Origin of the sequence: Pseudomonas weihenstephanensis, assembly GCF_016812185.1 — a bacterium.
Classification (GTDB): Bacteria; Pseudomonadota; Gammaproteobacteria; order Pseudomonadales; family Pseudomonadaceae; genus Aquipseudomonas; species Aquipseudomonas weihenstephanensis.
The window spans coordinates 73,555-97,902 of the sequence record NZ_JAAEBV010000001.1 but is presented as its reverse complement, the minus strand read 5'-3'; the positions used below and the strand labels follow the sequence as shown (position 1 = coordinate 97,902).

Annotated in this window: 27 protein-coding genes; all 27 read left to right on the top strand. The window is 53.9% G+C overall.

Going from position 1 to position 24,348, the window contains the following annotated elements; genetic code table 11:
- Positions 1-9 precede the first annotated feature (9 nt).
- The 27 genes from GYN01_RS00455 to GYN01_RS00325 all read left to right on the top strand — a co-directional run bounded on the left by GYN01_RS00455 (position 10) and on the right by GYN01_RS00325 (position 24,332).
- On the top strand, positions 10-2,682 hold the full coding sequence (locus GYN01_RS00455; protein WP_203306426.1) for a DNA-directed RNA polymerase: 2,673 nt from the start codon (positions 10-12) through the stop codon (positions 2,680-2,682).
- A gap of 104 nt (positions 2,683-2,786) precedes the next feature.
- On the top strand, positions 2,787-2,927 hold the full coding sequence (locus tag GYN01_RS00450) for a hypothetical protein (protein WP_203306425.1): 141 nt from the start codon (positions 2,787-2,789) through the stop codon (positions 2,925-2,927).
- Positions 2,924-3,175, top strand: a complete 252-nt coding sequence (locus tag GYN01_RS00445; protein ID WP_203306424.1) for a hypothetical protein — start codon at positions 2,924-2,926, stop codon at positions 3,173-3,175. The genes GYN01_RS00450 and GYN01_RS00445 overlap by 4 nt, the downstream gene beginning before the upstream one ends.
- A complete protein-coding gene (locus tag GYN01_RS00440) occupies positions 3,175-4,206 on the top strand; it encodes an ATP-dependent DNA ligase (RefSeq protein ID WP_203306423.1) in 1,032 nt (343 codons plus the stop codon). Before GYN01_RS00445 ends, GYN01_RS00440 begins: the two co-directional genes overlap by 1 nt.
- Positions 4,207-4,271: 65 nt before the next feature.
- On the top strand, positions 4,272-4,535 hold the full coding sequence (locus GYN01_RS00435; RefSeq protein ID WP_203306422.1) for a hypothetical protein: 264 nt from the start codon (positions 4,272-4,274) through the stop codon (positions 4,533-4,535).
- Positions 4,528-5,190 (top strand): nucleoside/nucleotide kinase family protein, encoded by a 663-nt coding sequence (locus GYN01_RS00430; protein WP_203306421.1) that lies wholly within the window; start codon positions 4,528-4,530, stop codon positions 5,188-5,190. The genes GYN01_RS00435 and GYN01_RS00430 overlap by 8 nt, the downstream gene beginning before the upstream one ends.
- Positions 5,190-5,378, top strand: a complete 189-nt coding sequence (locus tag GYN01_RS00425) for a host cell RNA polymerase inhibitor (protein WP_203306420.1) — start codon at positions 5,190-5,192, stop codon at positions 5,376-5,378. The genes GYN01_RS00430 and GYN01_RS00425 overlap by 1 nt, the downstream gene beginning before the upstream one ends.
- Before the next feature lie 421 nt (positions 5,379-5,799).
- The gene (locus tag GYN01_RS00420) at positions 5,800-6,507 is read left to right on the top strand and encodes a DUF2815 family protein (protein ID WP_203306419.1); all 708 of its coding nucleotides are present in this window, start codon (positions 5,800-5,802) and stop codon (positions 6,505-6,507) included.
- A 2-nt stretch (positions 6,508-6,509) separates the two neighbouring features.
- Positions 6,510-6,959 (top strand): endodeoxyribonuclease, encoded by a 450-nt coding sequence (locus GYN01_RS00415; protein WP_203306418.1) that lies wholly within the window; start codon positions 6,510-6,512, stop codon positions 6,957-6,959.
- A gap of 4 nt (positions 6,960-6,963) precedes the next feature.
- A complete protein-coding gene (locus GYN01_RS00410) occupies positions 6,964-7,410 on the top strand; it encodes a peptidoglycan recognition protein family protein (RefSeq protein WP_203306417.1) in 447 nt (148 codons plus the stop codon).
- Positions 7,411-7,477: 67 nt separating this feature from the next.
- Positions 7,478-8,032: a hypothetical protein gene (locus GYN01_RS00405; protein WP_203306416.1), complete on the top strand. Its 555-nt coding sequence runs from the start codon at positions 7,478-7,480 to the stop codon at positions 8,030-8,032.
- Positions 8,019-9,713 carry a DnaB-like helicase C-terminal domain-containing protein gene (locus tag GYN01_RS00400; RefSeq protein ID WP_203306415.1) on the top strand — a complete coding sequence of 565 codons (1,695 nt, stop codon included), beginning with the start codon at positions 8,019-8,021 and terminating at the stop codon, positions 9,711-9,713. The genes GYN01_RS00405 and GYN01_RS00400 overlap by 14 nt, the downstream gene beginning before the upstream one ends.
- 13 nt (positions 9,714-9,726) lie before the next feature.
- On the top strand, positions 9,727-9,921 hold the full coding sequence (locus GYN01_RS00395; RefSeq protein ID WP_203306414.1) for a hypothetical protein: 195 nt from the start codon (positions 9,727-9,729) through the stop codon (positions 9,919-9,921).
- A 96-nt stretch (positions 9,922-10,017) separates the two neighbouring features.
- On the top strand, positions 10,018-12,165 hold the full coding sequence (locus GYN01_RS00390; protein WP_203306413.1) for a DNA polymerase: 2,148 nt from the start codon (positions 10,018-10,020) through the stop codon (positions 12,163-12,165).
- A 48-nt stretch (positions 12,166-12,213) separates the two neighbouring features.
- Positions 12,214-12,423 carry a hypothetical protein gene (locus tag GYN01_RS00385; protein ID WP_203306412.1) on the top strand — a complete coding sequence of 70 codons (210 nt, stop codon included), beginning with the start codon at positions 12,214-12,216 and terminating at the stop codon, positions 12,421-12,423.
- Positions 12,420-13,304, top strand: a complete 885-nt coding sequence (locus GYN01_RS00380; RefSeq protein WP_203306411.1) for a hypothetical protein — start codon at positions 12,420-12,422, stop codon at positions 13,302-13,304. Before GYN01_RS00385 ends, GYN01_RS00380 begins: the two co-directional genes overlap by 4 nt.
- A 79-nt stretch (positions 13,305-13,383) precedes the next feature.
- A complete protein-coding gene (locus GYN01_RS00375) occupies positions 13,384-13,626 on the top strand; it encodes a phage protein (protein WP_338053143.1) in 243 nt (80 codons plus the stop codon).
- 10 nt (positions 13,627-13,636) lie between these two features.
- Positions 13,637-13,912, top strand: coding sequence for a DUF5476 domain-containing protein (locus tag GYN01_RS00370; protein WP_203306409.1), 276 nt, complete (start codon positions 13,637-13,639; stop codon positions 13,910-13,912).
- 10 nt (positions 13,913-13,922) lie between these two features.
- The gene (locus GYN01_RS00365; protein WP_203306408.1) at positions 13,923-14,183 is read left to right on the top strand and encodes a hypothetical protein; all 261 of its coding nucleotides are present in this window, start codon (positions 13,923-13,925) and stop codon (positions 14,181-14,183) included.
- Between the two features lie 10 nt (positions 14,184-14,193).
- A complete protein-coding gene (locus GYN01_RS00360; RefSeq protein WP_203306407.1) occupies positions 14,194-15,819 on the top strand; it encodes a portal protein in 1,626 nt (541 codons plus the stop codon).
- Between the two features lie 77 nt (positions 15,820-15,896).
- Positions 15,897-16,808 (top strand): capsid assembly protein, encoded by a 912-nt coding sequence (locus GYN01_RS00355; protein ID WP_203306406.1) that lies wholly within the window; start codon positions 15,897-15,899, stop codon positions 16,806-16,808.
- A gap of 141 nt (positions 16,809-16,949) precedes the next feature.
- A complete protein-coding gene (locus GYN01_RS00350; RefSeq protein WP_203306405.1) occupies positions 16,950-17,984 on the top strand; it encodes a major capsid protein in 1,035 nt (344 codons plus the stop codon).
- A 92-nt stretch (positions 17,985-18,076) separates the two neighbouring features.
- Positions 18,077-18,670: a hypothetical protein gene (locus GYN01_RS00345; RefSeq protein ID WP_203306404.1), complete on the top strand. Its 594-nt coding sequence runs from the start codon at positions 18,077-18,079 to the stop codon at positions 18,668-18,670.
- Positions 18,671-18,687: 17 nt separating this feature from the next.
- Positions 18,688-21,057, top strand: coding sequence for a phage nozzle protein (locus GYN01_RS00340; protein ID WP_203306403.1), 2,370 nt, complete (start codon positions 18,688-18,690; stop codon positions 21,055-21,057).
- 47 nt (positions 21,058-21,104) lie between these two features.
- Positions 21,105-21,548 (top strand): phage protein Gp13 family protein, encoded by a 444-nt coding sequence (locus tag GYN01_RS22600; protein WP_203306402.1) that lies wholly within the window; start codon positions 21,105-21,107, stop codon positions 21,546-21,548.
- Between the two features lie 10 nt (positions 21,549-21,558).
- A complete protein-coding gene (locus tag GYN01_RS00330) occupies positions 21,559-22,131 on the top strand; it encodes a virion core protein, T7 gp14 family (RefSeq protein ID WP_203306401.1) in 573 nt (190 codons plus the stop codon).
- Positions 22,128-24,332 (top strand): hypothetical protein, encoded by a 2,205-nt coding sequence (locus GYN01_RS00325; RefSeq protein WP_203306400.1) that lies wholly within the window; start codon positions 22,128-22,130, stop codon positions 24,330-24,332. The genes GYN01_RS00330 and GYN01_RS00325 overlap by 4 nt, the downstream gene beginning before the upstream one ends.
- Positions 24,333-24,348 lie beyond the last annotated feature (16 nt).

Genomic DNA, 24,348 nt, shown 5'->3' with positions numbered 1-24,348 from the left:
GGGATAATCATGTCCGTAAAAAGCAATATTAAAGTAACTAAGCACGACTTTAGCGACATCCAAAGCGAATCTTCGTGGGCCTTTGAGACTCTCGCAGGAATGTACGGCGACGAGCTTGCGGCGGCCCAACTGAGCCTTGAACATGAAGCTTATACGCTTGGTGAAGAGCGTTTTAATAAGCAACTGGAACGCCAGATTGAACGCGGAGAGTTTGCAGATAACGCGACTGCTAAGCCGGTGCTTGCTCACTTGGTCCCTAAGTTGGTCGAAGCCTATGAAGCGTGGATAGACCATCAAGTTAACAAGGTTCGGCGTAAGCATGTGGGTCTTTCCTATTTCCTGCAAATGAGCCCTGAGGCCGTCGCGGCAGTAACGATTAAGATTGTTCTCGGTGACTTGGCTAAGCCAATGGTTAAAACTATTCAGCAAGTCGCCGTAAGGATTGGCCAGTGTTTAGAGGAAGAGGCACGCTTTGGCCGCATCCGTACCCAAGAAGCCGCCCATTTCAATAAACACGTTAAAAAGGCCCTCGATACTCGTAATGCTTATACCTACAAGGTCAAGTTTATGGAGAAGGTCGAAGGCCACATGCTGGACGCTGAACAACTTACTTCCGCTTGGGTGAAGTGGGACACGCTTGATAATGATGTGACCTATCACATGGGTATTCGCCTGCTGGAGCTTCTCATTGAATCGACTCAGTTGGTCGAAGTTAAGCGGGAGTTTGCGGGGATCAAAGCTAAGGACGGTGAATACGTCTATTTGCATCCCGAGTGGGCTAACAAGCTGTGCGACCGTGCGTTCTCTCTTGCAGGCGTATCGCCACAACATCAGCCCATGATTGTTCCACCCCGTGAGTGGACGCAGATGGTTGGTGGTGGTTATTGGGCGAAAGGCCGTAAGCCTATGCCGCTGATTCGAGTCCGCTCTAAGAAGGCACTCAACCGTTACCGTGATGTGTACATGCCTGAGGTTTATAAGGCCGTTAACCTGGCCCAGCAGACCGCATGGAGCATCAACACTAAGGTCCTCGACGTCGCTAACGCGGTGATGACTTGGAAACACGTGCCTATCGACGGCTTCCCTTTAGCTGAACGTGAGGAACTCCCTACCAAGCCGGAAGGCATGGAAGAAGACGCGGAGCTGTTGAAGACCTGGAAGCGCGAAGCTGCAACGGTTTATCGCCGCGACAAGGCACGAGTATCGCGCCGCTTGGGCTATGAGTTTGCTTTGGAGCAGGCTACGAAGTTCTCCGCTTTCGAGTCCATCTATTTTCCTTACAACTTGGACTGGCGCGGCCGGGTGTACGCGATCCCTGTGTTCAACCCGCAGGGTAACGACATGACCAAAGGGCTCTTGCAGGCATCTATCGCGGAACCTGTAGGCGAAGAGGGCATTGAGTGGCTAATGATCCACGGCGCGAACTGCGCTGGGGTCGATAAGGTCGCTTTCGATCAACGTAAACAATGGGTGAAAGACAATGAAGAGCTTATCCTCGGATGCGCCGCCGATCCCCTCAATAACACTGAGTGGACCTCAATGGATTCGCCATTCTGCTTCCTCGCTTTCTGCTTTGAGTGGGAAGGGGTCAAACAGAACGGCGCACAGCACCTTTCCGCTCTACCTATCGCCTTCGATGGCTCGTGTTCTGGGATTCAACACTTCAGCGCAATGCTTCGAGATGAACGTGGTGGTCGTGCGGTCAATCTCGTGCCCTCCGAAACCGTGCAGGACATCTACAAGCTTGTCGCAGACCGCGTTAATGAAGCGCTGGCACGAGACCTTGCAGAAGGCTCCGACGATTCAACGGAAACCGTAGCGAACAAGAAGACCGGGGAGATAGCTGAGAAGCGGATTCTTGGCACTCGTGGCATGGCCGCTGGATGGCTCGGCTACGGGGTTACTCGTTCAGTTACCAAGCGTTCCGTAATGACCCTGGCGTATGGCTCAAAAGCCTTCGGGTTCTCCGAACAACTCATTAGCGACATCATCAATCCGGCAATGGATCGGGGAGTGGGTCAAGAGTTCTTCGCCAACGTTCAGCAGTGTGCGCGGTACATGGCCAACCTCATTTGGGAAGCCGTAGGGGTCACCGTAGTAAAGGCCGTTGAGGCGATGAAGTGGCTACAAGTGGCCGCTAAGCACCTGGCTAAAGAAGTGGTCTGCAAGGAGTCCGGTGAACAGCTCAAGCCGTGCATGCCTGTCTTCTGGGTAACCCCTGATGGTTTCCCGGTGTGGCAAGAGTATATGAAGCCTGAACAGCGCCGAATTGACCTGACGTTTCTGGGGTCCATGCGTCTCCAAACGACAATCAACGTCCGCGACAGTAATGTCATTGACGGCCTGAAGCAGCAATCGGGCATCTCTCCGAACTTCGTACACAGCCAAGACGGTAGCCACTTGCGGAAGACCGTAGTGAAAGCCTCTGAGGCTTACGGGGTGACCTTCTTCAGTTTGATTCACGACAGCTTCGGGACCATCCCAGCGAAGGCCGGTGCAATGTTCCGGGCCGTCCGCGAAACAATGGTTGAGACCTACGACGCTACAAACGTCCTCGCTGATTTCCGGGATCAATTCCTTGAGCAGCTCCACGAGACCCAGCTAAGCGATATGCCCGAGGTTCCTGCACAGGGTTCCCTGGATATCACTCAGATTCTCGAATCCGACTTTGCATTTGCCTAACCGCTGCAACACCCAAGAGGGCGCCTAAGGGCGCCTTTTTGCTGCCTGAAATTTAAAAACCCTCACTTTTAGAAATACCAACCAAATCCCTTTAGGAGAACCGAATGAACGCTGCAATGACCTTTGAAAAGAACCCTCGCAAAGTCCGCCGTAACGCTGACGAGATGGAACAAGTCCGTGCGAAGAAAGGCAAGCGTAACAAGACCCAACGTGGTGGCCGTACTGAGTGGGAGGCTGCCGAATGAGCGACTCCATTACCTATAGCGTCGTAGCGTTTCGCCTGGATCACCGGACGTTTTGTATTGAGTCCCGTGTAGGTGGAACTGTCGCCCGAAAGGCTATTGATCAGTTCGCGCTGATGCACCTCAAGTGCCTCTCGGGGTCTTCGGCTCAGCGCCTTGAAGTACTGCGTAAACAAGAAGAGGACGCCATTGGTGAAACCCTTCGCCGCCTCGTTAACGACCGCCTTAAATCCCTCAAGGAGACCAACTGATGTCCAAAGTAGAAGCTGTAATCCTGGCGACCAAGCCACACCGCCCAGTTGATTACAACGAGGCACAGTTGCAAGCGGTTCTCGACGAAAGCTATTTGATTGCCGACAAGAAAGAAGATGGGGTCCGCCTGAATCTGATCGTTCAGCCCTCGATTTTTACAGGCAAACATCACACTGAATGGCTCAGCCGTGAAGGTAAGCGTTTCCCGCGTCTTTCAGGTTCCCCACTGGCTCGTGATGACCGTTGGGACACGTTCTTTAACCCGTACTACGGGGATGCCGCCTTGTTCCCCGATGGCTTCATGTTGGACGCCGAGTTGATCGTACTGGACCATTTGGGCAAGCCGATGGCCTGCAAGGATACCGCGGGCTCTTTGCGTCGCGATCCGATCAGGGCAGGCAAGATGCACGTTAGCCGCCTGAAGGTAGTTGTGTTCGGAATCGTCCCGCTCGATGTAGTACTGACCGGAGAAGCCTATGAGGTCTCTCACAGCGTCATGAAATACCACGTTGAATACCAAGTGTCCCTCTTGCAGAAGCGGTTCCCTGAGATTCAGTGGGAAGTCGTTGAGAGCGTCGACGTGTTCAGTCTCGAAGAGCTGCATCTGTTCAACGAGAAAATACGTGGTGAGCGGGGTGAGGGCGTTGTAGCCAAGGACCCAAACGGTTTCTACAAACGGTCGAAGCAAGCCGGTATGTGGAAGGTGGTTCCGAAGGACAACGAAGACGGCAAGGTTGTTGGTCTGGTCTGGGGCACTGAAGGCAAGGCTAACGAAGGCAAGGTGATTGGCTTTGAGGTTCTCCTTGAGTCCGGCCATGTCGTCAATGCCTGCAAGATCAGTCAGGCGCAAATGGAAGAGTTCACTAATGCGGTTGCTGTCGCGGAGTTTGCTAACAGTGGTGGCCGTGTGAACCCTTTCGAGGGCTGGACCTGCAAGGTCACCTTTATGGAGCGCTACGAAAACGGCTCGCTCCGTCACCCAAGTTTCGACTCTTTCCGGGGCATCTCAGACCCCAAGATCAAAGAGTAAGCCTCTCCCGCAATAGCTAATCACTCAATGGAATACCCAATCACCTAACCAAAGGAGGTCCCCTCGTGGCCGAAACATTCTTGCACCACAACAAAGGCGTTCCGAAGCTGGCTTACACCGTTCGCATTAACCGAGCGATTAACCACGTTTCCCTGAAGCCATTCAACGCGGTCCTGAAGGACCAAACAGACGGCGACACTTTCATTGTCACCAAAGGTGTTTGTGAGACTGCCCGCAAGGTGGGCCGTTTGAAGCTGGCCCCGTATGCCGGTAACTGGCCGCGCTGCGCGTTGATCATCAAACGCCTTAAGGAAATCGTCAATGACTGACCTTCTGGCTCTGAACAGCATCCGGGGGAAGTCCGGCAAAGACACCCTTATAGGTCTGTTGGAAGCTGAGGGCCGTAAGGTTTTCCGCGTGGCCTTCGCTGATGTTCTTAAAGAGATGTGCGCCCAGGTTCTTGCGGGTGGCCCTGGCGAGCTTGCGACCGCGTATCAGCGGGACATGCACAAGTCCATTAAGGACAAGCCCCAAAGCTGCCTCGGTATCTCCCAGATTGCACCCAGTTCCTACCAGCATTGGCTACGTACAACTTACTGGGAAGAGCCATCCGCACCTAAGTCCTTGCGCTGGCACTTGCAGACCTTCGGGACTCAATACCACCGTGAATATCTCGGTAAGCCTGACGTTTGGTTTGACCTCGGCATGCGTGAGGTACGCCAGGGTCTCGAAGACTCTTCCTATGACCACGTTGTCGTCACTGATATGCGTATGCCCAACGAATACAAGGGCCTTCTGTACGCACCTGACGTTAAGACGATTCGAATAGTTCGTGACTGGTTCATTCCAGGCGTCGACGACCAGCCTTATCACATCTCTGACATAGCCCTGATGGCGCACCCCTTCGACGCTCTCGTAGTGAATCGACTGGGCGAACCGTGGGCAATGCTCGACCAACTTAAAGCACAAGGAGTTTTGAACTAATGGAACACGCAAAGAAGGCTTTTAAAGCAACCGTACAGATTGACGATCATGTCGACGAAGTAACCGTCTACGCGGTGAGCCTTGATGCCGCATGGGCTCAGACCGAAACTATGTTTACTCAAGCTAAGGTCACTCGCATTCGCCCAGCCGTTGCGCCAGACACTTCCCGTTTCATGGTGACTCAGTGAGGCGTTCACACGGTAATGGCCGTGCCAAGCCTGATGGCTTCCTTCACCTGAACAACTTCAGCCACGTCAAACAATCCGGTCTTGCCGGGGTTCTTTACGAACGTGTTATGACCGAGCCACAGCAAGAGCTTGTCGAGCTGACCCTACTGGAACTGTCCCAAGGGTCGGAGGCTGCACACTTCAAACATGACGTTTGGCGATTCGATAAGAAGTTCCTACGGGACCACTTCAAGTCGGTCGTGTATTCGGTCTATCGGTCCATCCGTAAGAGCCCAGCCCAAGAGGTCTCAATGGCAATTAGCCGTGAAGAACTCCAAGAGACTTCCGTGTTTGTTGTACGGCCTAAGTTCTCTTAAAACCCCTCACTGTTAGCAACACAACCCGAAAGGAAACCAATCACCTAACCAAAGGAGCATTTTTCGTGGCTATTAAGAAAGAATTCATGTTTACCCCTCGTGGCACCGCTGAACCATATTGCTCGATTCAAAAGCCGGACTACGGCAATCCTGAAAAGGGTTTCGGCAATCCACGCGGCGTTTACAAAGTTGACCTCACTGTCCCAAGCAAGGACGCCCAAGCGCTGATCAACAAGATCAACAAGCTTCACGAGGCGAACTACGCGGCTATCTGCGAGCAATTTGAAGCAGATCGTCCAGGCCTGATGGCTAAGCTCGGTCGCGGCAAAAAGCTGCAAGAACCCTACGAGGGCAACATGCCGTATTTCGTCAACGATGACGGTACTGTGACTTTCAAGTTCAGCTCTTACGCCTCCTACGTGGACAAGAAAACCGAAGAGCTGAAACCCCTGGTCCTGAAGGTCGTGGACTCCAAGGGCAAACGTATTGACAACGTTCCTGCCATCTCTGGCGGTTCCGAGTTGAAAGCCCGTTTCTCCATGTTCGCCTACGGCTTCTCGGCTGTGGCCGGTGCGTCCGTCAAGCTTCAGTTGGACTCCGTGATGCTGCTGAAACTCGTTGAGTTCGGCGGTGGTGATGATGAATGGGGCGACGAAGCTGAAGAGGGCTACGTAGCCGAAGAGAATCGCCAGGAAGCAGGCTGGTCCGATGCTGATCAAGGCCAGGGCGAAGAAGCTGAAGCTGATGATTCCCAATACGGCGGCGACTTCTAAAGGTGGCCTTCGGTCGCTACACGGGACCACGGAGAACCTCTGAGGTCTTCCGCTCAGGTCTCGAAGAGAAGAACAGCGAGCATCTCGACAAGAACAAGGTTGAATACAGCTTTGAGCAACACTGGATCAAGTACACGATTCCAGAACGAGCCGCAAAGTATCTGCCCGACTTCATCCTGGCGAACGGGATCATTATCGAATGTAAAGGAATCTGGGAGGTTGACGACCGCGCTAAGCACCTGCTGTTGCGTGAGCAATACCCTGACCTCGACATACGCTTAGTGTTCTCTTCGTCAAAATCGAGACTCTACAAGGGCTCGCCTACGACTTATGGGGCGTGGTGTGAGAAACACGGCATTCAATACGCAGACAGGCTGGTTCCACTGGCTTGGATGAAGGAGAAGCGAAAGGTAATCCCGGAAGGGGTCCTAATACCAAAGGGGACCAAGTAATCATATGGCTAAAGTTCAATTCAACAAGAGGACTAAAACGAACCTGATTGTTATCCACTGTGCTGCAACTAAGCCGACTATGGATATCGGCCTTCGTGAAATTCGGCAATGGCATGTGCAACAAGGTTGGCTCGATGTTGGCTATCACTTCATTATCCGTCGAGATGGTCAAGTGGAAGAAGGGAGGCCCCGCGATGTTGTCGGGTCCCATGTAAAAGGCCATAACTCAGAATCTCTCGGTATCTGCCTCGTAGGTGGTATCGACACTTCGGGGAAACCTGAAGATAACTTTACGGACGCACAGTGGACGGCCCTTGATGGTCTTGTCTGGGAAGCGTCCACGGTCTGGTATCCCGAGGCGCGTATATGCGGACACCGGGACCTCGACAGCGGTAAAGCCTGCCCGTCCTTTGACGTGGCCTCTTGGCTTAAGACCCGTATCAAGAACTAACACACAACTTTAGGCGGGCCGTATTGGCTCGCTTAAAACTCATTCTATTGACTTAGGAGGATTTTCTATGTCTGTAAATCGGGCAACTATGCAAGGAGCTTTCGATATCGTTGAGATGTTTCAGAAGGAAGGCGTCCCGGCTATTATTGCAGGTGGTGCGGCTCGTGATATTTATTTCGGTGTTCGTCCCAAAGATATCGACGTAATTATTGCAGGAATCTCAATGGCGACAGCAGCCGAGATTCTCGAAAAGGTTGGCATCGTTTCCGTAGGTTTTCATATCTACAACGGCGCGGCCACTGATCGCCTCTTGGGCGGTTATAAGTTGGTGGGCACCGATATTGATATCTGCGTGTATGACTGTGATGACGTAATGGATGCGGTCGACTCGTTCGACTTCAACCTGAACCAATTCATCATCTCGGGCATTCATCACGGTATTGACGGCGCTCATGTCCGCTTCGTTGGTGCGCGTCACTGGTCCACCTTGGTCCCTGTCCGCAAGGATTACACCAAAGAGCGCCACGACAAGATGCAAGTTAAGTGGTTAGACCTGTCGTATCGCCGAGCTACTGGCGAGGCCGTCGAGGTCCCTGTGGGCGGCCCTGATGGAGCGTTCTGAGGACTACCCAGAAAGCGAGCTGCTTCATAAGGGGCCTTGTGATCAGGACGACTGTGGTTCTTCGGATGGATGCGCAACTTATTCTGATGGTCACACCTATTGCTTCGTCTGTAATCACCGCACCGGGGCCAACGGCGATGTATCTGGTGAGCGCGCTAAGACCCTGAGGGCTGACGGTACGTTGTCCCTTGGCGACCACCAGGGCCGCTACGTCGATTTGCCAAAACGATTCCTACAGTCTGCCGTGTGTAAACAGTACGGGTACTGGGTCGGCAAGCGTAACGGCAAGTGGATACAGGTAGCGGACTACCGCGACGAACACGGGAATCTCGTGGGTCAGAAGATACGCGACGAGGACAAGAACTTTTCGTCAACTGGCAAGCATGGAGTGGACTGCCTCTTTGGTAAGCACCTGTGGTCTGGCGGCCGAAAGATCGTCGTAACGGAAGGTGAGATTGACTGCCTTTCTGTAGCTCAGTTGCAAGGTGGTAAGTACCCAGTGGTGTCCATTCCGACTGGTGCAGCCGCTGCCCGTAAGTCCTGTGCCCGTAACTACGAGTACTTCGACACCTTCGACGAAATCGTATTGATGTTCGATATGGACGAGCCTGGGCGCAAGGCAGCAATGGAAGCCGCTGAGGTCCTGCCCGCAGGCAAGGTCAAGATTGCCGTATTGCCCTTGAAGGATGCCAATGAGTGTATTCAGCAAGGACAAGCCAAGGCTGTCACTGACGCCATCTGGAACGCTGCCCCCTTCGTCCCTGACGGTGTGGTCTCCGCGAAATCCCTCAAAGAGCGCATCAAGAATAAGCAGGAAATCCCACAGATTCCGCTGATGGGCCCCGCTGAGATGCGCCGTAAGACCAAGAACGCACGGGCCGGTGAGGTACTCATGGTGACCTCTGGGTCTGGCATGGGGAAATCCACTTGGGTCCGGCAGAACGTCTACAACTGGTTTCATAACTCAGGTCTGCCGACCGGCGTAGCAATGCTCGAAGAGTCCGTAGAGGAAACCGTAGAGGACCTCGTGGGCCTCCATATGCGCAGACGTTATCGCCAGGACCCCGAAGGGACCACCGAGGAAGAGTTTGATAAAGCCTTTGATACGATCTTTGAACACGACAAGCTGTTTCTGTATGACTCCTTTGCGGAATCCGTAGAAGACCGCTTGTTATCAAAGCTGCATTACATGGTGAAGGGCCAGGGCTGCAAAGTAATCGTCCTTGACCATATCTCTATCGTTGTTTCCGGCATGGAAGATAACAGCGACGAGCGTAAGACCATTGACCGTCTTATGACCAAGTTGAAGACCTTCGCTAAGACCAATGACATTCTGATGGTGGTCATTTGCCACTTGAAGAACCCAGAGAAAGGGAAGGCCCACGAAGAGGGGCGCCCAGTATCTATCACGGACCTCCGTGGTTCCGGCTCTTTACGCCAACTATCAGACACCATTATCGCCCTGGAGCGTAACCAGCAAGGCGACTTTCCTAACGTGGTCACTATCCGCGTATTGAAGTGTCGTTTTACTGGGGAGACCGGCGTGGCTGGATATCTGATTTACAACAAAGAAACGGGTTGGCTCGACGAAACACCGGATGGCTGGAAGCCTGAAGGTGACGACGATTCCTCTACCGAAAACACCTGGGCCGGACAAGTGGACCAGAACGCAGACTATTAAAGGAGAAACAACTATGACTATCGTAAAACTGTACACCTTCGCCCTGACCAAACTGCAAGCCGCCTTGTTGAAGTCTTCGAAGAAGGCCGACGCGAAAGCAACCGCTCTCTTCAAGGCTGCCCGTGAGGCTAATTCGGCTGCCGCCGCACAACTGCGTGAATCCAACGAGCTGGCCGTTAAGGCTGAGAAGCTGTCTGCGTTGATTTAACTGTTATCCAAGGGTCTCCGTAATTGGGGACCTTTCAGTAACCGTTACACCAACCAAAGGAGAGTTCTATATCCGATTAACTTAATGGGAGGGCTATTGCTCACATCTGACATTGAAACAGATGGTCTCCTTGAGGATGTTTCTAAGTTTCACTGCGGTGTTTCTCAAGACTACTTCACAGGTGAGACCTTCGAGTATGGCCCTGATCAACTGGGCGAATACATTAAACAGCTTGAAGCTGAAGCGGCCAAACCTAACGGCCTTATCGTTTTTCATAACGGTATCAAGTACGACATTCCCGCCCTCGATAAACTGAAGCGCCTGTACTTCGGTAAGCGCCTGAACATCCCCCGCAAGCGCGTAATGGACACCCTTGTCCTGTCGCGGCTGATCTACGCAAATATTCGAGACATTGACGCGGGGCTTCTGCGCACAGGAAAGCTCCCAGGTTCCCGTTTTGGCTCTCATGCCTTGGAAGCCTGGGGTTACCGCCTGGGCGAGATGAAGGGGGAATACAAGAACGACTTCGTAGCCATGTGCGCCCGAGAGGGAATCCCTTATGTGAAGGGCATGGAGTGGGCCAAGTGGTCCCCTGAGATGCAGGCTTACTGCGTTCAGGACGTTGTGGTTACCTCCAAGCTCGTCACCAAGATCATGTCTGACCCTTACTACTTCCCAGGTGGTCTCGCCCCTAATGGCGAACACTGGATGAAGTCGATTAAGGCAGTCCACTTGGAGCATGAGGTGGCCTGGACGCTGGCACAGATGGAGCGTAATGGCTTCCCATTTGACCAGGACGCAGCCGAACGACTCTACGCGGACCTTGCGGGCCAACGCTCTGACTTGCTCGTGAAGCTCATTAAGACCTTCGGGAGTTGGTACGAGCCCAAGGGCGGCACTGAGCAATTCCGCCACCCAGTCACACGGAAGCCGATTGAGTTTTGGTCGGATGGTCGTGTGATGCCTCGGGTCAAGTACCCAAAGGTCGGTGGTGTCTACACCAAGGACGGTAAGCGGAAGGACAAGCGGGAAACCTTTGAGGGTGCCCCGTATACCCCGGTCGAGTTCATCACCTTCAACCCTGCGTCCGGTAAGCATCTGATCCGGGTCCTGAAGATTGCCGGTTGGGAACCCACCGAGTTCACCGAGAAGGGCGCCCCTAAGGTCGATGACGAGACCCTCGAAGGGGTCCATGTCGATGACCCTGAGGCCCAATCCTGCATTGCACTGGTACGTGACTATCTGATGATTCAGAAGCGTATCGGGATGCTTGCGGAAGGGGATAACGCCTGGATGCGCCTTGTCGGTTCTGATGGGTTCATGCACGGCTCTATCAACCCTAACGGGGCGGTGACCGGGCGAGCTACTCACAGCTATCCGAACATGGGCCAAGTGCCTTCTTCGAGTTCCCCGTATGGGCCTGAATGTCGTTCGCTCTTCGGGGCGATCTTGGCGAGGCACTTACCGGGCTGGGAGAACTGCGTACAGGTTGGCGTCGATGCCTCGGGTCTTGAGCTTCGCTGCCTGGGCCACTTCGGGGCTCGCTTCGATAACGGCGCGTATGCCGATACGGTTCTGAACGGCGATGTGCATTGGGCTAACGGCTTGGCCGCTGGCTTGATTCCTGCCGGGACCGTCCGGGACAAACACAACGATGCCCATGAGGCTTGGCGTGGTAACGCAAAGACCTTCATCTATGCGTTTCTCTACGGTGCTGGTGACGCCAAGATCGGCTCAATTGTCGGTGGCGGTGCGAAGCGCGGTAAGGAGCTGAAGAAAGCTTTTCTTGACGGTACGCCAGTTATTGCGGACCTCAGAGCGGCCCTCGAAGACTCCCTTATTGCGGACCAGAAGTGGAACCAGGCGCTTCGCAAATTCGACATCAAATGGAAGCGCCGTTGGATCAAGGGCCTCGACGGTCGAAAGATTCACGTTCGTTCCCCACACAGCGCCCTTAACACTCTCCTACAGAGTGCCGGCGCGTTGGTCTGCAAAGCCTGGGTAGTTGAGGTTGAGCGGATTTTGATGGAAGAGCATGGCCTGACCCATGGTTGGGACGGCGACTTCTGTTTCATGGCTTGGGTCCACGACGAACTCCAAATTGCCGCACGAACCCCAGCAATTGCTGAGCTGATTCTGGGCGTATCCAAGCAAGCAATTCAACACGTAGCTGAAGTCTTTGAGTTCCGGTGCCCCCTCGATACAGACGGGAAGACCGGGCCGACTTGGCGCGAATGTCACTAAACCATAAGGGTCCTTCGGGGCCCTTTCTCGTTTCTAAAGGAGGACTTAATGGGTGAATACCTACGCACTCTGTACGCCATCAAAAAGGAGGCCCGTACCTACCAGTCGGACTTTTACCGAAAGAACGCTGCATTGGTCTCCGAGGCTGCCTCCCGAGGTCATATTTCTTGTGTGTCTACTTCTGGCCGCAACATGGGCTATTGGTCGCTGACCACGAAGGGCCAACTGTTCCTGAGTGAACACGGCGGTGCCGTATGACCGCTCGTATCGGTGTGGCCCTGGACATGGACTTCCTGATTTTCTCCGCGTTGTCTGCGAGTGAAAATGAGGTGGACTGGGGTGATGATGTTTGGTCCCTGGAGTGCGACCACAAGAAGGCGCGGAGCATTCTGGCGGGCACAATCAAGACGATCCTTTCGGACATCGAACGGACTTTGAAGAAGGGCAATAAGAAGCCCTTCGAGTTGATTCCGCTGTGCATCGTGTCTGGCGCTGACAACTGGCGTAAAGAGGTCCTTGAGACCTACAAGGCGAACCGTAAAGGCAAGCGCAAGCCAGTGGGTTACCCGGCGTTTGTCGAAGCCTGCATGCAGTACTACGGCCACGAGCGAGCCTTTAAGTGGGACGGCGTGGAAGGGGATGATGTCTGTGGGATCCTATCGACCAAGCCCGAGCTTGCAGGCTGTGACCGCGTGGTTACGGTGAGCTGCGACAAGGACTTTAAAACGGTCCCCGGCATGTTCCTGCACCTGACAACAGGCGAGTTCCTGCGCGTCACTGAGGATCAGGCAAACGACTGGCACATGTATCAAACCCTAATGGGCGATACCACGGACGGCTATACGGGAATCCCAGGTCTTGGCCCCGAGAGCGCTCGACAGTTCCTTGATGCCCCTCAGTTCTTTTACCCCGCAACGAAGGTCATGAAGTCCGGTCCCCGTAAAGGCCTTGAGGTCGAATTCTGGGCCGCTCGTGAACCTGAGGGTGAAACCCTGTGGGAATGCATGGTCTCCCTGGCGAAGTCCAAGGGCATGACGGAAGGTGAGCTACTTGTTCAAGCTCAAGTGGCGCGAATCCTTCGAGCTTCTGATTGGGACTTTGAAAACAGCAAACCAATCCTTTGGCAGCCGCAACACTAAAAGCCCTCACTATTAGCAGCAGGGGTCCTCCCTGATTACTTTAAGTTCATCTCTAAGATAAGGAGGTCTCTTGCTTCATGTGATTCAGGAAACTTTGGATGACCCGGAGAACATACCGGACATTCCGAATGCTTCAGCTCAATACTTAATGGTTCGTTGCAACTATTCATATCTTCAGCGTACCGGGGTTATTGATGACCTCCGTAAAGCTGGTTATTCCGAACAATACATTCTTGGGTTTGTGGACGGTTTGGGCTCTGTGCCCGAGCTGTGCGAACTCATGATGTCCCAACGAAATGCAACTAACGAGGATGACGACTAAGGAGGATTGAATGTGTTTTAAATCCAAGGTCAAGACACCAAAGCAAGACCCTAACGCAATCATTGCGCCCGCCCCAGTGAATCTCGAAGAGCCTAAGGGCATTGAGTTTGGGTCGGATGTCAGCAAGGACGATGGCGGGGAAAACGATGGTATCGGAAGTTTGAAAGTCGAGAAGGGCACTAAGGATTCCGGCGACGGCTCCTCTACAGCGTCCGTCAAGGCCCCAGCTTCAACCAGCAAGAAATCTAACACCGCCGTAAAGCGGGCCCTTCAACGCTCAACATAAGGAGGTCTATATGGGTTTTCTCAAAAAGGCATTCAAAAAGGTAGTAAAAGCTGTATCTAACCCCCTTGGCGGCGGTGACGATAAGAGGGCGCCAGAAGTTGCCGCACCTGAGGCGCCTGCACCGGCCCCGGCTGCTGTCGTCGAGGCTCCGAAGAATGACGATAAGGTAGACGACGACGCAGACACCGAAGCAGCAAAACGCGCCGCAAAGGCCAAAGGTAAACGAGGGCTTTCAGTAGTCCGCAGCTCGGGGACCGGTCTGAACGTCTAAGGAGGTCTTTATGGCCTCTACGGCTCGAACTGGTCTCGGGGAGGAAAGTGCAGTTGCAGCCTATAACCGGCTGAAGAACGACCGACAACCCTACGAGACCCGCGCTGAAAACTGCGCAAAAGTCACCATCCCTTCGCTATTCCCCAAGTCCTCCGACAACGCCTCAACGAACTACACCACACCATGGCAAGCCGTTGGCGCTCGGGGCCTTAACAACCTCTCCGCAAAAGTAATGCTCGCCCTGTTCCCGCTGCAAAGCTGGATGAAGCTGAAGGTTTCTGAGTGGCAAGCGAAGCAGCTTGTAGCAGACCCACAGCAACTGGCGGTCGTTGATCAGGGCCTTGGCATGGTTGAGCGTATCTTGCTCGCCTACATGGAATCGAACAGCTACCGGGTCACTCTCTTTGAGCTAATCCGACAGCTTGCCCTGGCCGGTAACGGCTGCCTGTACCTTCCACCGCCTGACGCTTCCGACACGGGCTACAACCCAATGAAGCTCTACCCGTTGCCTTCGTATGTGGTGCAGCGGGACGCCTTTGGGAACGTCTTGCAGATTGTCACCTTGGATAAGGTCGCCTATGCGGCACTGCCTGAGGATGTCCGAAACGCTCTGTCTTCCGAAGGGGAGACCAAGCCGGAAGAAGAGATTGAGGTCTACACCCATGTTTACCTCGATGAAGACTCGGGGGACTACCTGAGCTACCAGGAAGTGAACGGCGAGGAAGTAGACGGCACCGATGGGCAATACCCCCGTGAAGCGTGCCCCTGGATTCCGGTGAGATGGACCAAGCGAGATGGCGAGCACTATGGCCGGTCGCACTGTGAGGAATATTTGGGTGACCTGACCTCATTGGAAAACCTGCACGAAGCAATGATTAAGTTTTCCATGATCGCCTCTAAGGTGGTCGGTTTGGTTAACCCCAACGGCTCCACACAGGTACGTCGATTGACCAAGGCCCAGACGGGCGACTTCGTAGCGGGCCGTAAGGCTGACATCGAATTCTTGCAGCTTGAAAAGACGGCTGACTTCTCGGTAGCCAAGTCCGTAGCTGATGCCATTGAGGGCCGCTTGGCTTACGTCTTCATGCTCAACTCGGCGGTTCAACGATCCGGCGAACGAGTGACAGCAGAAGAGATTCGGTATGTCGCAAGCGAACTGGAGGACACCTTAGGGGGCGTCTACTCGATTCTCTCCCAGGAACTGCAACTGCCTATCGTGCGAATCCTGCTTACTCAGCTTCAGGCAACCGCCCAGATTCCAGACATGCCAAAGGAGGCCGTAGAGCCAACCGTAAGCACCGGTTTGGAAGCGCTCGGACGCGGCCAGGACCTGGACAAGCTGCAACAGTTCTTCACGGGACTACAGGCCATCGCACCGCTTGCCCAAGACCCCGATATCAACATGAGCAATCTCAAAATCCGATTGGCGAACGCTATCGGCATGGACACCTCTGGTCTTCTCCTTACCGATGCCGACAAGGCCAAACGGCAGGCAGAAGCGATGGTCGCTCAAGGTGGTCAGCAGGCAGCCGCAGGTATGGGCGCCGGTCTGGCAGCTCAGGCGACAGCTTCCCCAGAGAACCTACAGGGCGCTATGGACGCTACTGGCGTCGAGATGGCTCCCCCAGGCGCTTAATTTAAAACCCTCACTATTGCGAGCAGACAACTTCGGGAATCTGTTCGCCTTCTATTTAATCCGATAAGGAGATTTGAATGCGTCTTAATATGCTGGCTGCTGCTATGGGCCATGTTCTGCAATCTGCCGATGTATATGCGAGCTTCGGTGTTAACAATGCTGTTATTAGCTCGAACGATATTTCTGAGCATGAGCAAAACATGCTTGCTCTTGATGTAAGCGCCCGTGATGGTGACGATAGCCTGACCCTCAATGACCCGGAACAACCGGAATCGCTCGAAGAGGAACAGGAGGAAGAACAAGAAGAAGAGGGTGAGTCCGAAGAAGAAGGCGAAGAGGAAGAACAAGAGGAATCCGAAGAGGACGCCTTTAAACCTCTTGGCGAGCCCTCTGAGGAACTTACCAAAGCTTCCGCACAGATCGACGATTACGCAGCAGGCTTTGACCAGATGCGCGCCCAGGCTGTTAAAGCTGGTCTTCCTGACGTCGTAGCGGATCGCATTGAGTCCGAGTACGAAGAAAACGGGCAGCTCTCAGAAGACTCCTATGTTCAGCTTGAGAAAGCCGGTTACTCCCGTGGTTTTGTGAATAGTTTCATGCAGGGCCAAGAAGCTCTCGCGGAAACTTTCGTGGGCAAGATCATGGACTTTGCAGGCGGTAAGGAGCAATTCCAACGTATCTGCAAGCACCTACAGGCGAACAGCCCTGATGCGGCTGACATGCTCGCGGATGCTATCTCTCGGCAAGACCTGGGCGCTATTCGTACGACCATTAACCTGGGTATGGCGAGCCAAACCAAAAAGTTCGGTAAGAGCCCTTCGCGGACTTTGAACCGCCGAGCTGCTGCACCTGCTGGCCGTAGTGTCGCTGGTCCTGATGGTTACACCTCACAGGCTGACATGATTAAGGACATGAGTTCTCGTGAATACCGCGAAGACGCATCTTTCCGAGCAAAAGTTGAAGCCCGCGTAGCGGTTTCTAACTGGTAAACAAAACCCCTCACTATTAGCAACAGACAACATAGGTCGGCAAGTTTCCTTCAGTTCTGAGGGAGGCCGGTTTGTGTCTGCTTGCTTATCCCTAACTTTTCCAAAGAGGAAATAAAGAACTAAATACAAGGAGGCTTATTAATGGCAAATGCAAAAGGCGGTCAACAAGTAGGTGCTAACCAGGGCAAGGGTCAATCCCCAGCCGACAAGCTCGCGCTGTTTCTGAAAGTTTTTGGTGGTGAAGTTCTGACCGCATTTATGCGCCGGGCTGTGACCATGGATAAACATATGGTCCGAACTATTCAGAACGGTAAGTCTGCCTCTTTCCCTGTTATGGGCCGGACTGGCGGTTACTACTTGGCACCGGGTGAAAGCCTGGATGACAAACGCGGTGACATTAAGCACTCCGAAAAAGTGATTCAGATTGACGGCCTGTTGGCTTCCGATGTGCTGATTTACGACATCGAAGACGCAATGAACCATTACGACGTTCGTGCTGAATACTCGGCGCAACTGGGCGAAGCTCTGGCTATCGCTGCTGATGGTGCGGTCCTGGCTGAAATGGCAGCTCTGTGCAACTTGCCAGCGGCCAACGATGAAAACATTGCAGGCTTGGGGAGCGCGTCGGTTCTGAGCGTTGGTAAAGCTGCTGACCTGACGGACCCGGCTAAATTGGGTCTGGCAATCCTGGCTCAGTTGACTATTGCCCGTGCCAAGCTGACTAAAAACTACGTTCCCGCTGCTGACCGTAAGTTCTACACCACGCCGGAAAACTACTCGGCAATCCTGGCTGCACTGCTGCCCAACGCTGCGAATTTCTCGGCGCTGACTGACCCAGAAACCGGCAACATCCGGAACGTAATGAGCTTCGAGGTAATTGAGGTTCCACACCTGACGGCTGGCGGTGCTGGCGATGACTTGGCCGGTACTAACCGTAAGCACGCATTCCCTGCGGCTGCTGGTGGTGATGTCCGAGTGGCCCTCGATAACGTTGTGGGTCTGTTCAACCATCGCTCGGCTGTCGGCACTGTGAAGCTGCGTGATATGGCCCTGGAACGTGCACGTCGCTCGGAATACCAAGCTGACCAGATTATCGGTCGTTACGCGATGGGTCACGGCGGCTTGCGTCCTGAAGCTGCGGGCGCTCTGGTGTTCGATGCGGTGAAAGCCAAGTAACACGTAAAGAACAAACAAACCCTTGGGGTCCTTAACGGGGCCTTGAGGGTTTTTTTTATTCACAACTTAAGGAGAAACATAAGGAGGAATAAATGTCGCGCTCTATTGAAGCAACACTTGAGTCTGACGAGGAACTGGGCGCTGTTAACGACATGCTCGCAGCTATCGGGGAGAGTCCCGTAAGTTCGCTTGAAGGTGACCCAAACGCAGACGTGGCGAATTGCCGGAGAATCCTGGCAAAGATAAACCGAGAGGTTCAGGCAAAGGGCTGGACATTCAACATTGAGGAAGGGGCAACACTTCTTCCTGATCAGTTCTCGGGCCTCATTACATACCTTTCCGACTACCTGAAAATTACGACTTCTGGCGGTTCTCTCTATGTGAATCGCGGTGGGTTTCTTTTCGACCGCCAAGCGAAGACGGATGTGTTCCGTAACCCTATTACTGCTGATCTTATTCGCCTGCGTGAATACAACGAGATGCCTGAGTGTTTTCGCTCGTACATCGTTGCTAAGGCGGCGCGTAAGTTCAACATGAGTTTCTTCGGCGCCGGGGAGATTGAAGGTTCTCTTGCAGAAGAGGAAGCAACTCACTGGGCGAGTGTTCAGGAATACGAATTGGATTATGGGAATTTCAACATGCTTGACGGTGACGCTTTCGTAGGGGGCCAGATCGGACGGGGATAATTAACAGGGAGGGCTATATGGGTCTTGTTTCTCAAAGTATTAAGAACCTCAAAGGAGGTGTTTCACAGCAGCCGGATATTTTACGCTTTAGTAACCAGGGCGAGTTTCAAGAGAACGGGTGGTCTTCGGAAACGGAAGGTTTACAAAAGAGACCACCAACCACTTTCCGTAAGCGCTTAGGTAACATTGGGCTGTTTGGTGATAAACCACTTATTCACCTCGTGAACCGTGACGAGAAAGAACAGTATTACATGGTGTTTACCGGCACTGGGATTAACGTAGTTGACCTCTTCGGGAACTCCTACAGCGTCCGTGGGTACGATGGGTATGCGAACTGCGACCGGCCTCGGGACGACCTACGGTTAATCACCGTGGCCGACTACACGTTTGTTGTGAACCGCCTCAAGGTGGTCGCATTGAATTCAACGATGACCCAGGCAGGCTACCCAGCCTTGACCAGTCGGGCAATTGTGAACGTCCGTGGTGGGCAATATGGCCGCACCCTAACGGTTAGCGTCAATGATGCAGTGGTGGCGAACGTTGTGATGCCAAACGGTAACGCTGTTGAGCAGGTTGCCCAGACTGACGCTCAGTTCATTGCCAAGGCCATCGCTACCCAGGTCAACGCAACTGCCCTGTGGAAAGGGGAGGCGGGCCCCGGTTGGGTCCTAATAGAGCCGAAGACCGCTGGCACGCTGATAGACAAGATCACTACAGCGGACGGCTACGCGAATCAGCTTATCTCCGCGTTCATCTATCAGGTCCAAACCTTCTCAAAGCTGCCGTTGCAGTGTAAGGACGGATACCTCGTGGAAATCACCGGCGAGGCTACACGCTCAGGCGATAACTACTGGGTCCGCTATGACGCAAAGGGCCAGGTCTGGAAGGAAACCGTTAAGCCTGGGATCATCGAAGGCTTCAAGGCCGAGACCATGCCCCATGGGCTTGTCAGAGCGGAGGACGGACAGTTTGATTGTAAGGTTCTTCCGTGGGCTGGCCGGACTTCTGGGGACGACACCACCAACCCTATGAGTTCCTTCGTGGACGCGACGATTAACGACGTGTTCTTCTTTCGGAACCGCCTCGGTTTCCTCTCTGGGGAAAACGTAATCATGTCGAGGACCGCGAAGTACTTCAATTTCTTCCCGGCGTCCGTGAGCGTCCTCAGTGATGACGACCCTATCGACGTGGCCGTGTCCCACAACCGAATCTCCATCCTTAAATATGCCGTTCCTTTCTCCGAACAGTTGCTGCTGTGGTCTGATCAAGCTCAGTTCGTGTTGACCTCTCAGGGCATCATGTCGAGCAAGACGATTCAATTAGACCTCACGACGGAGTTTGACGTGAGCGATGGTGCCCGACCGTGGGGGATTGGCCGAGGTGTTTACTTTGCGTCTCCACGCGCGTCCTTCACGTCGGTAAAAAGGTACTATGCGGTACAGGATGTTTCCTCGGTGAAGTCTGCTGAGGATGTCTCTGCGCATATTCCGAGCTACGTTCCGAACACCGTCTACAACATCCATGGGTCAGGGACGGAGAACTTCGTGTCGGTCCTCTCGGATTCGGTGGAACACCGTCTGTACCTCTACAAGTTCCTATACCTACGTGAAGAACTGGTGCAGCAGGCTTGGTCTCACTGGACCTTCGGGGATGACGTACGGATTCTCGCGGCTGCTTCCATCGGGTCCTATATGTACCTGATTCTTGAGAGAGCCATGGGCGTCACTCTGGAGCGTGTCGAGTTCACCAGTAACACCGTGGACTTCATAGAAGAGCCCTACAGGGGCTACATGGACATGAAGAAGGTAGCCAAGGTTACCCAGTACAACGAGGACTTGAACGAGTCTTACCTGAACCTTCAGGACATCTATGGTGGTTTTCCGCACCTCACGGCTGTGTTCTTCACCCTTGACCAACGAGGCGTACTTGAGCGTCACGAGCCGGTGACTACATGGGAAGCGGATGCACGGTTGGTCCTTATAGGGGATCGCCGGGATCAGACGTTTATCGTCGGCCAGGAATACGCATTCCAGTATGAGTTCAGCAAGTTTCTGATCAAGCAGACCGCCGACGATGGCACCAGCGCTACCGAGGACACTGGGCGGTTGCAGCTTCGGCGCGCCTGGGTGAACTACGAGACCTCGGGGTTCTTTCAGGTCAACGTCAACAATGGGTCAACAGAGTACGTCTACCAGATGGCCGGTGGCCGCCTCGGCACAGAGACCGTTCTTGGCTCTCTGATGCTTGGCACAGGGCAGTTCAAGTTCCCGGTTACAGGCAACGCCAAGGCTCAGCGAGTAACGATCTACAGCGCGGCCCCAGTGCCTTTAAAGATCATCGGGGCAGGCTGGGAAGCTAACTACATGCGTCGTTCTGCTGGGGTGTGATAGCTCCAAAAGTCCTCACTATTACGAACAATAGGGAGGCTCAACGCATGTACAAAGTAAAGGCAACACACGGGGACCTATGGGCCGCATCCCTCGACTTATCCGCTGGTGACCTTGCGGAATTCCATTCTCTTCAATCTGGCCGAACACCCTCTGACGTACTCCCGAAAGCCCTCGACGAAACAACTCACGCGATCAAGTGTGGGGCTCTCGTGCTGGCCGTTGGTGGGCACGCTCAGGGGGTTGTTTGGTTCGTGACTACGAATGTCGTAGGCATGCTTAAGAAGTCCGAGCGATTCCGGTTCTACCGAATCCTTAAGGAACACTTGGCGCTCGTGAAAGACGAGCTACCCAACAACACACCACTGACCAATTGTGTGTCCGTGGACAATCACGCCCATATCCGCCTCTTGAATTCGCTCGGTGCCACCTTTGATAAAGGGCATGTAATGAGCCCGGCTGGATGTAGGTTTCGTCAATTCTGGCTATAGGAGGTCACCAATGTGCGAACCGGTTTCTATTGGTTTGGCCGTGGTCGCTGTAGCTGGCGCAGCCATGGGAGCATCCGAACAAGCTAAGGCTAAAGGTGCTGCTACAGATGCCCAGCGCAAGAACCAACAGGAAATAATCAAGCAAGCAAACATGCAGGACGCGGACACGGCCTTAACGATGGTAGACAAACGTGAAGAGGCGCAACGCCAGCTCACAGAAGTAAATCTACAGGCCCTTCGCAATCAGGGAACGATCAACGCGGCAGTGGGTGAGTCTGGCATGGCCGGTAACTCCATTGACCGTATCCGACGCTCTGCTGACAACGAAGCCTCAGCCGAGAAGATGAACATTACCGATAACTACAACCGCGACTATGCGGCGATCTTTCAGAACCGTGTCGGTGCTGTGGAGAATGCCCGTTCGGCTGTGCGCGGCGGTGGTGGCCAGGGTGCGAAGGTGAACAACATCGCGAATGCCTTGAACATCGTCGGAGCGGGTCTTGGAGGTTACGCCGCAGGCGGCGGCTTCTCGAAGGCAGCACCTAAAGGCGCTGGGACACCACAAGGAGGACCCACTAAATGAATTCGATTGAACAGGCACTAAGCCAGTCGCAGCAGACCACAGCGAAACGTAAGGGCTTCACCGCGCAAGGTGGGGGTAACTTCCAGGCGCAACGACAGCTAAGCGATTACACGGGCAGCAACGGGTTCGCTGAAGGCATGGCGAACTTCGTGAAAAACTCGGGAGCCGCCTACGGTGCCATGCGGGAGCAGCAGCAACAAACCGCTGATGAACGCTCTAACGAGATAATCCGAAAGCTGAGCCCAGAGCAGCGCCGGTCCGCAATCGCTGACGGGACGCTTCTGTACAAAGATGACCCGGACGCAATGAATCAACTGCGCCTGAAGTCGGGCCGGAATGCTGCCTATCAGGTCGACTCCGAGATTCAGCAAGAGATTCAGAAGGGCACCTTCCGAACTCGCAAGGACCTTGACGAATACCGACAGACTCGCATGGAGATGGTCAGCAAGAGCTACGCGGAGGATGCAGGCATTGACCCGAACGATACGCTGTATCAGAAGGGCTTTAACACCGACATCACCAACCGCAACGCTGCTGTTTACGACTTGCACGGCCAATGGATTTCCAAGAACTTTGAGGCCCAATCGGTTGTTGAGACTCGGGCAGATACACAACCGATGCTCGATGACCCAAAGGTTATGTCTAACCCTGCAAGCGCCCAATGGTTTTCTAACTACATCAACACAGGGCTTCAGTCGGGGCTCTTCCCGAGCGACCACCACGCTATCCAGGCAATTCAGCAGGTAGCTTCAGAGGCCGTTAACAAAGAGGGCGGTACTACTCTTTTGGATAACCTGGGGGACCAGACGCTAAACGTCTATGGGGCACAGCACCGGGTAAAGGATCTATTGGGCCCTGAGGTCTACGAGAACCTTCGAGTTAAAGCTATGGGGGCCTCTTACACACGAGACTCCAAGCGCAACGAGACTTTTCAATTAGGTATCACCAACGCCATCAATCAGGTTGATCCGGCTGCTGGCTGGCAGATGCTCAACAAGCTCGAACAGGGTAATGATTGGTTGCAGGCAGGTCCCGAGATGACGCCTCAGCGGCAAATGCTGATCGACGCAAAGTCGCAGCTCTCACACAAAGTGGCTCAGTCGTCACAGCAAGGACTGGTGAAGCTCCAACAGGCAGCCCAGGCGGACAACCGACAGCTTGTAATTGATGATGCCTACACCCGTCGCATGAATGGGGAAAACGTTTCGGTTGATCCCAAGTTTCTCCCGGTTAACGAAAACACAGGGGAGATGAAGGCGAGTGATATGGCGACCTACGCGGCAAAGAAACTGGGTCAGGTAGACGCCTTGCAGATTCCCGATGATCAGAAAGACGCTATGAAGGCTTCGCTGTTGCGAGCCGACTATGACAAAGGCCCGTTTCAAGCAGCCTTCGGGACGCTTATTACGGACGCCTCTCGGGAATGGCAGGGGGCGTTGATTAGCCCAGAGCCAGCGGGTGACATGCCACGGCTCAAGGAACTTCAGCGAGCCTATCAAGCAGACCCCGCGACAATCTCTCAACTCTTCCCGGACCAAGCGGGGCTCTTGGAGAAACTCCGTTACTCAGCAGAATCCGGCATTGACCCTCAGGTTCTTATCGACGCCGAGAAGTCCAAGAAGGGGCTATCCCAGGATGAACAGAAGTACAGGAATGAGCAGTGGGCATCCATTAAGAACGACAGCAACGCGAAGGAGCTGAAGTTTCTACCGGGCGCCTTCGAGACCCAGGCAAGAGCCGTGTTTGACGCGGTGACACTGCGTTCTGGCGACTCCAACGAAGCCTCCCGTGCAGTCTCTGACTACCTCAAGAAAACCACTGTGTCCTTTGTCGAGGACAACGGGTGGAACAGCTCAAACAGCTTCCACGGAATGATTAGCAAACGGGACTTGATGGTAGACCCGAACGACTCGGCATCTTGGGAAACCGGGAAGGCGCATATAGACGAAACCATGCAGGCCCTACGCAAAGATTCCGAATGGGGGGGCGGTGGGATGACCGTCGAGAGCAAGGGTGGCGCTCTCTATATCTCGAACATGATCGGCAAGCGCATGCGTATCAGCCGTGAAGACATGCAGAAGCACGCCCAGGAAAAAGCAGCGACGGCCCAACAGAAACGATTCGATGACGGAGTTAAAAGCGCCGAGCGCATTAACGACTTGCACGAGCGTTGGATTCTGGGAGGTGCCCGCAAACAGTAACCACAAGGAGGACATT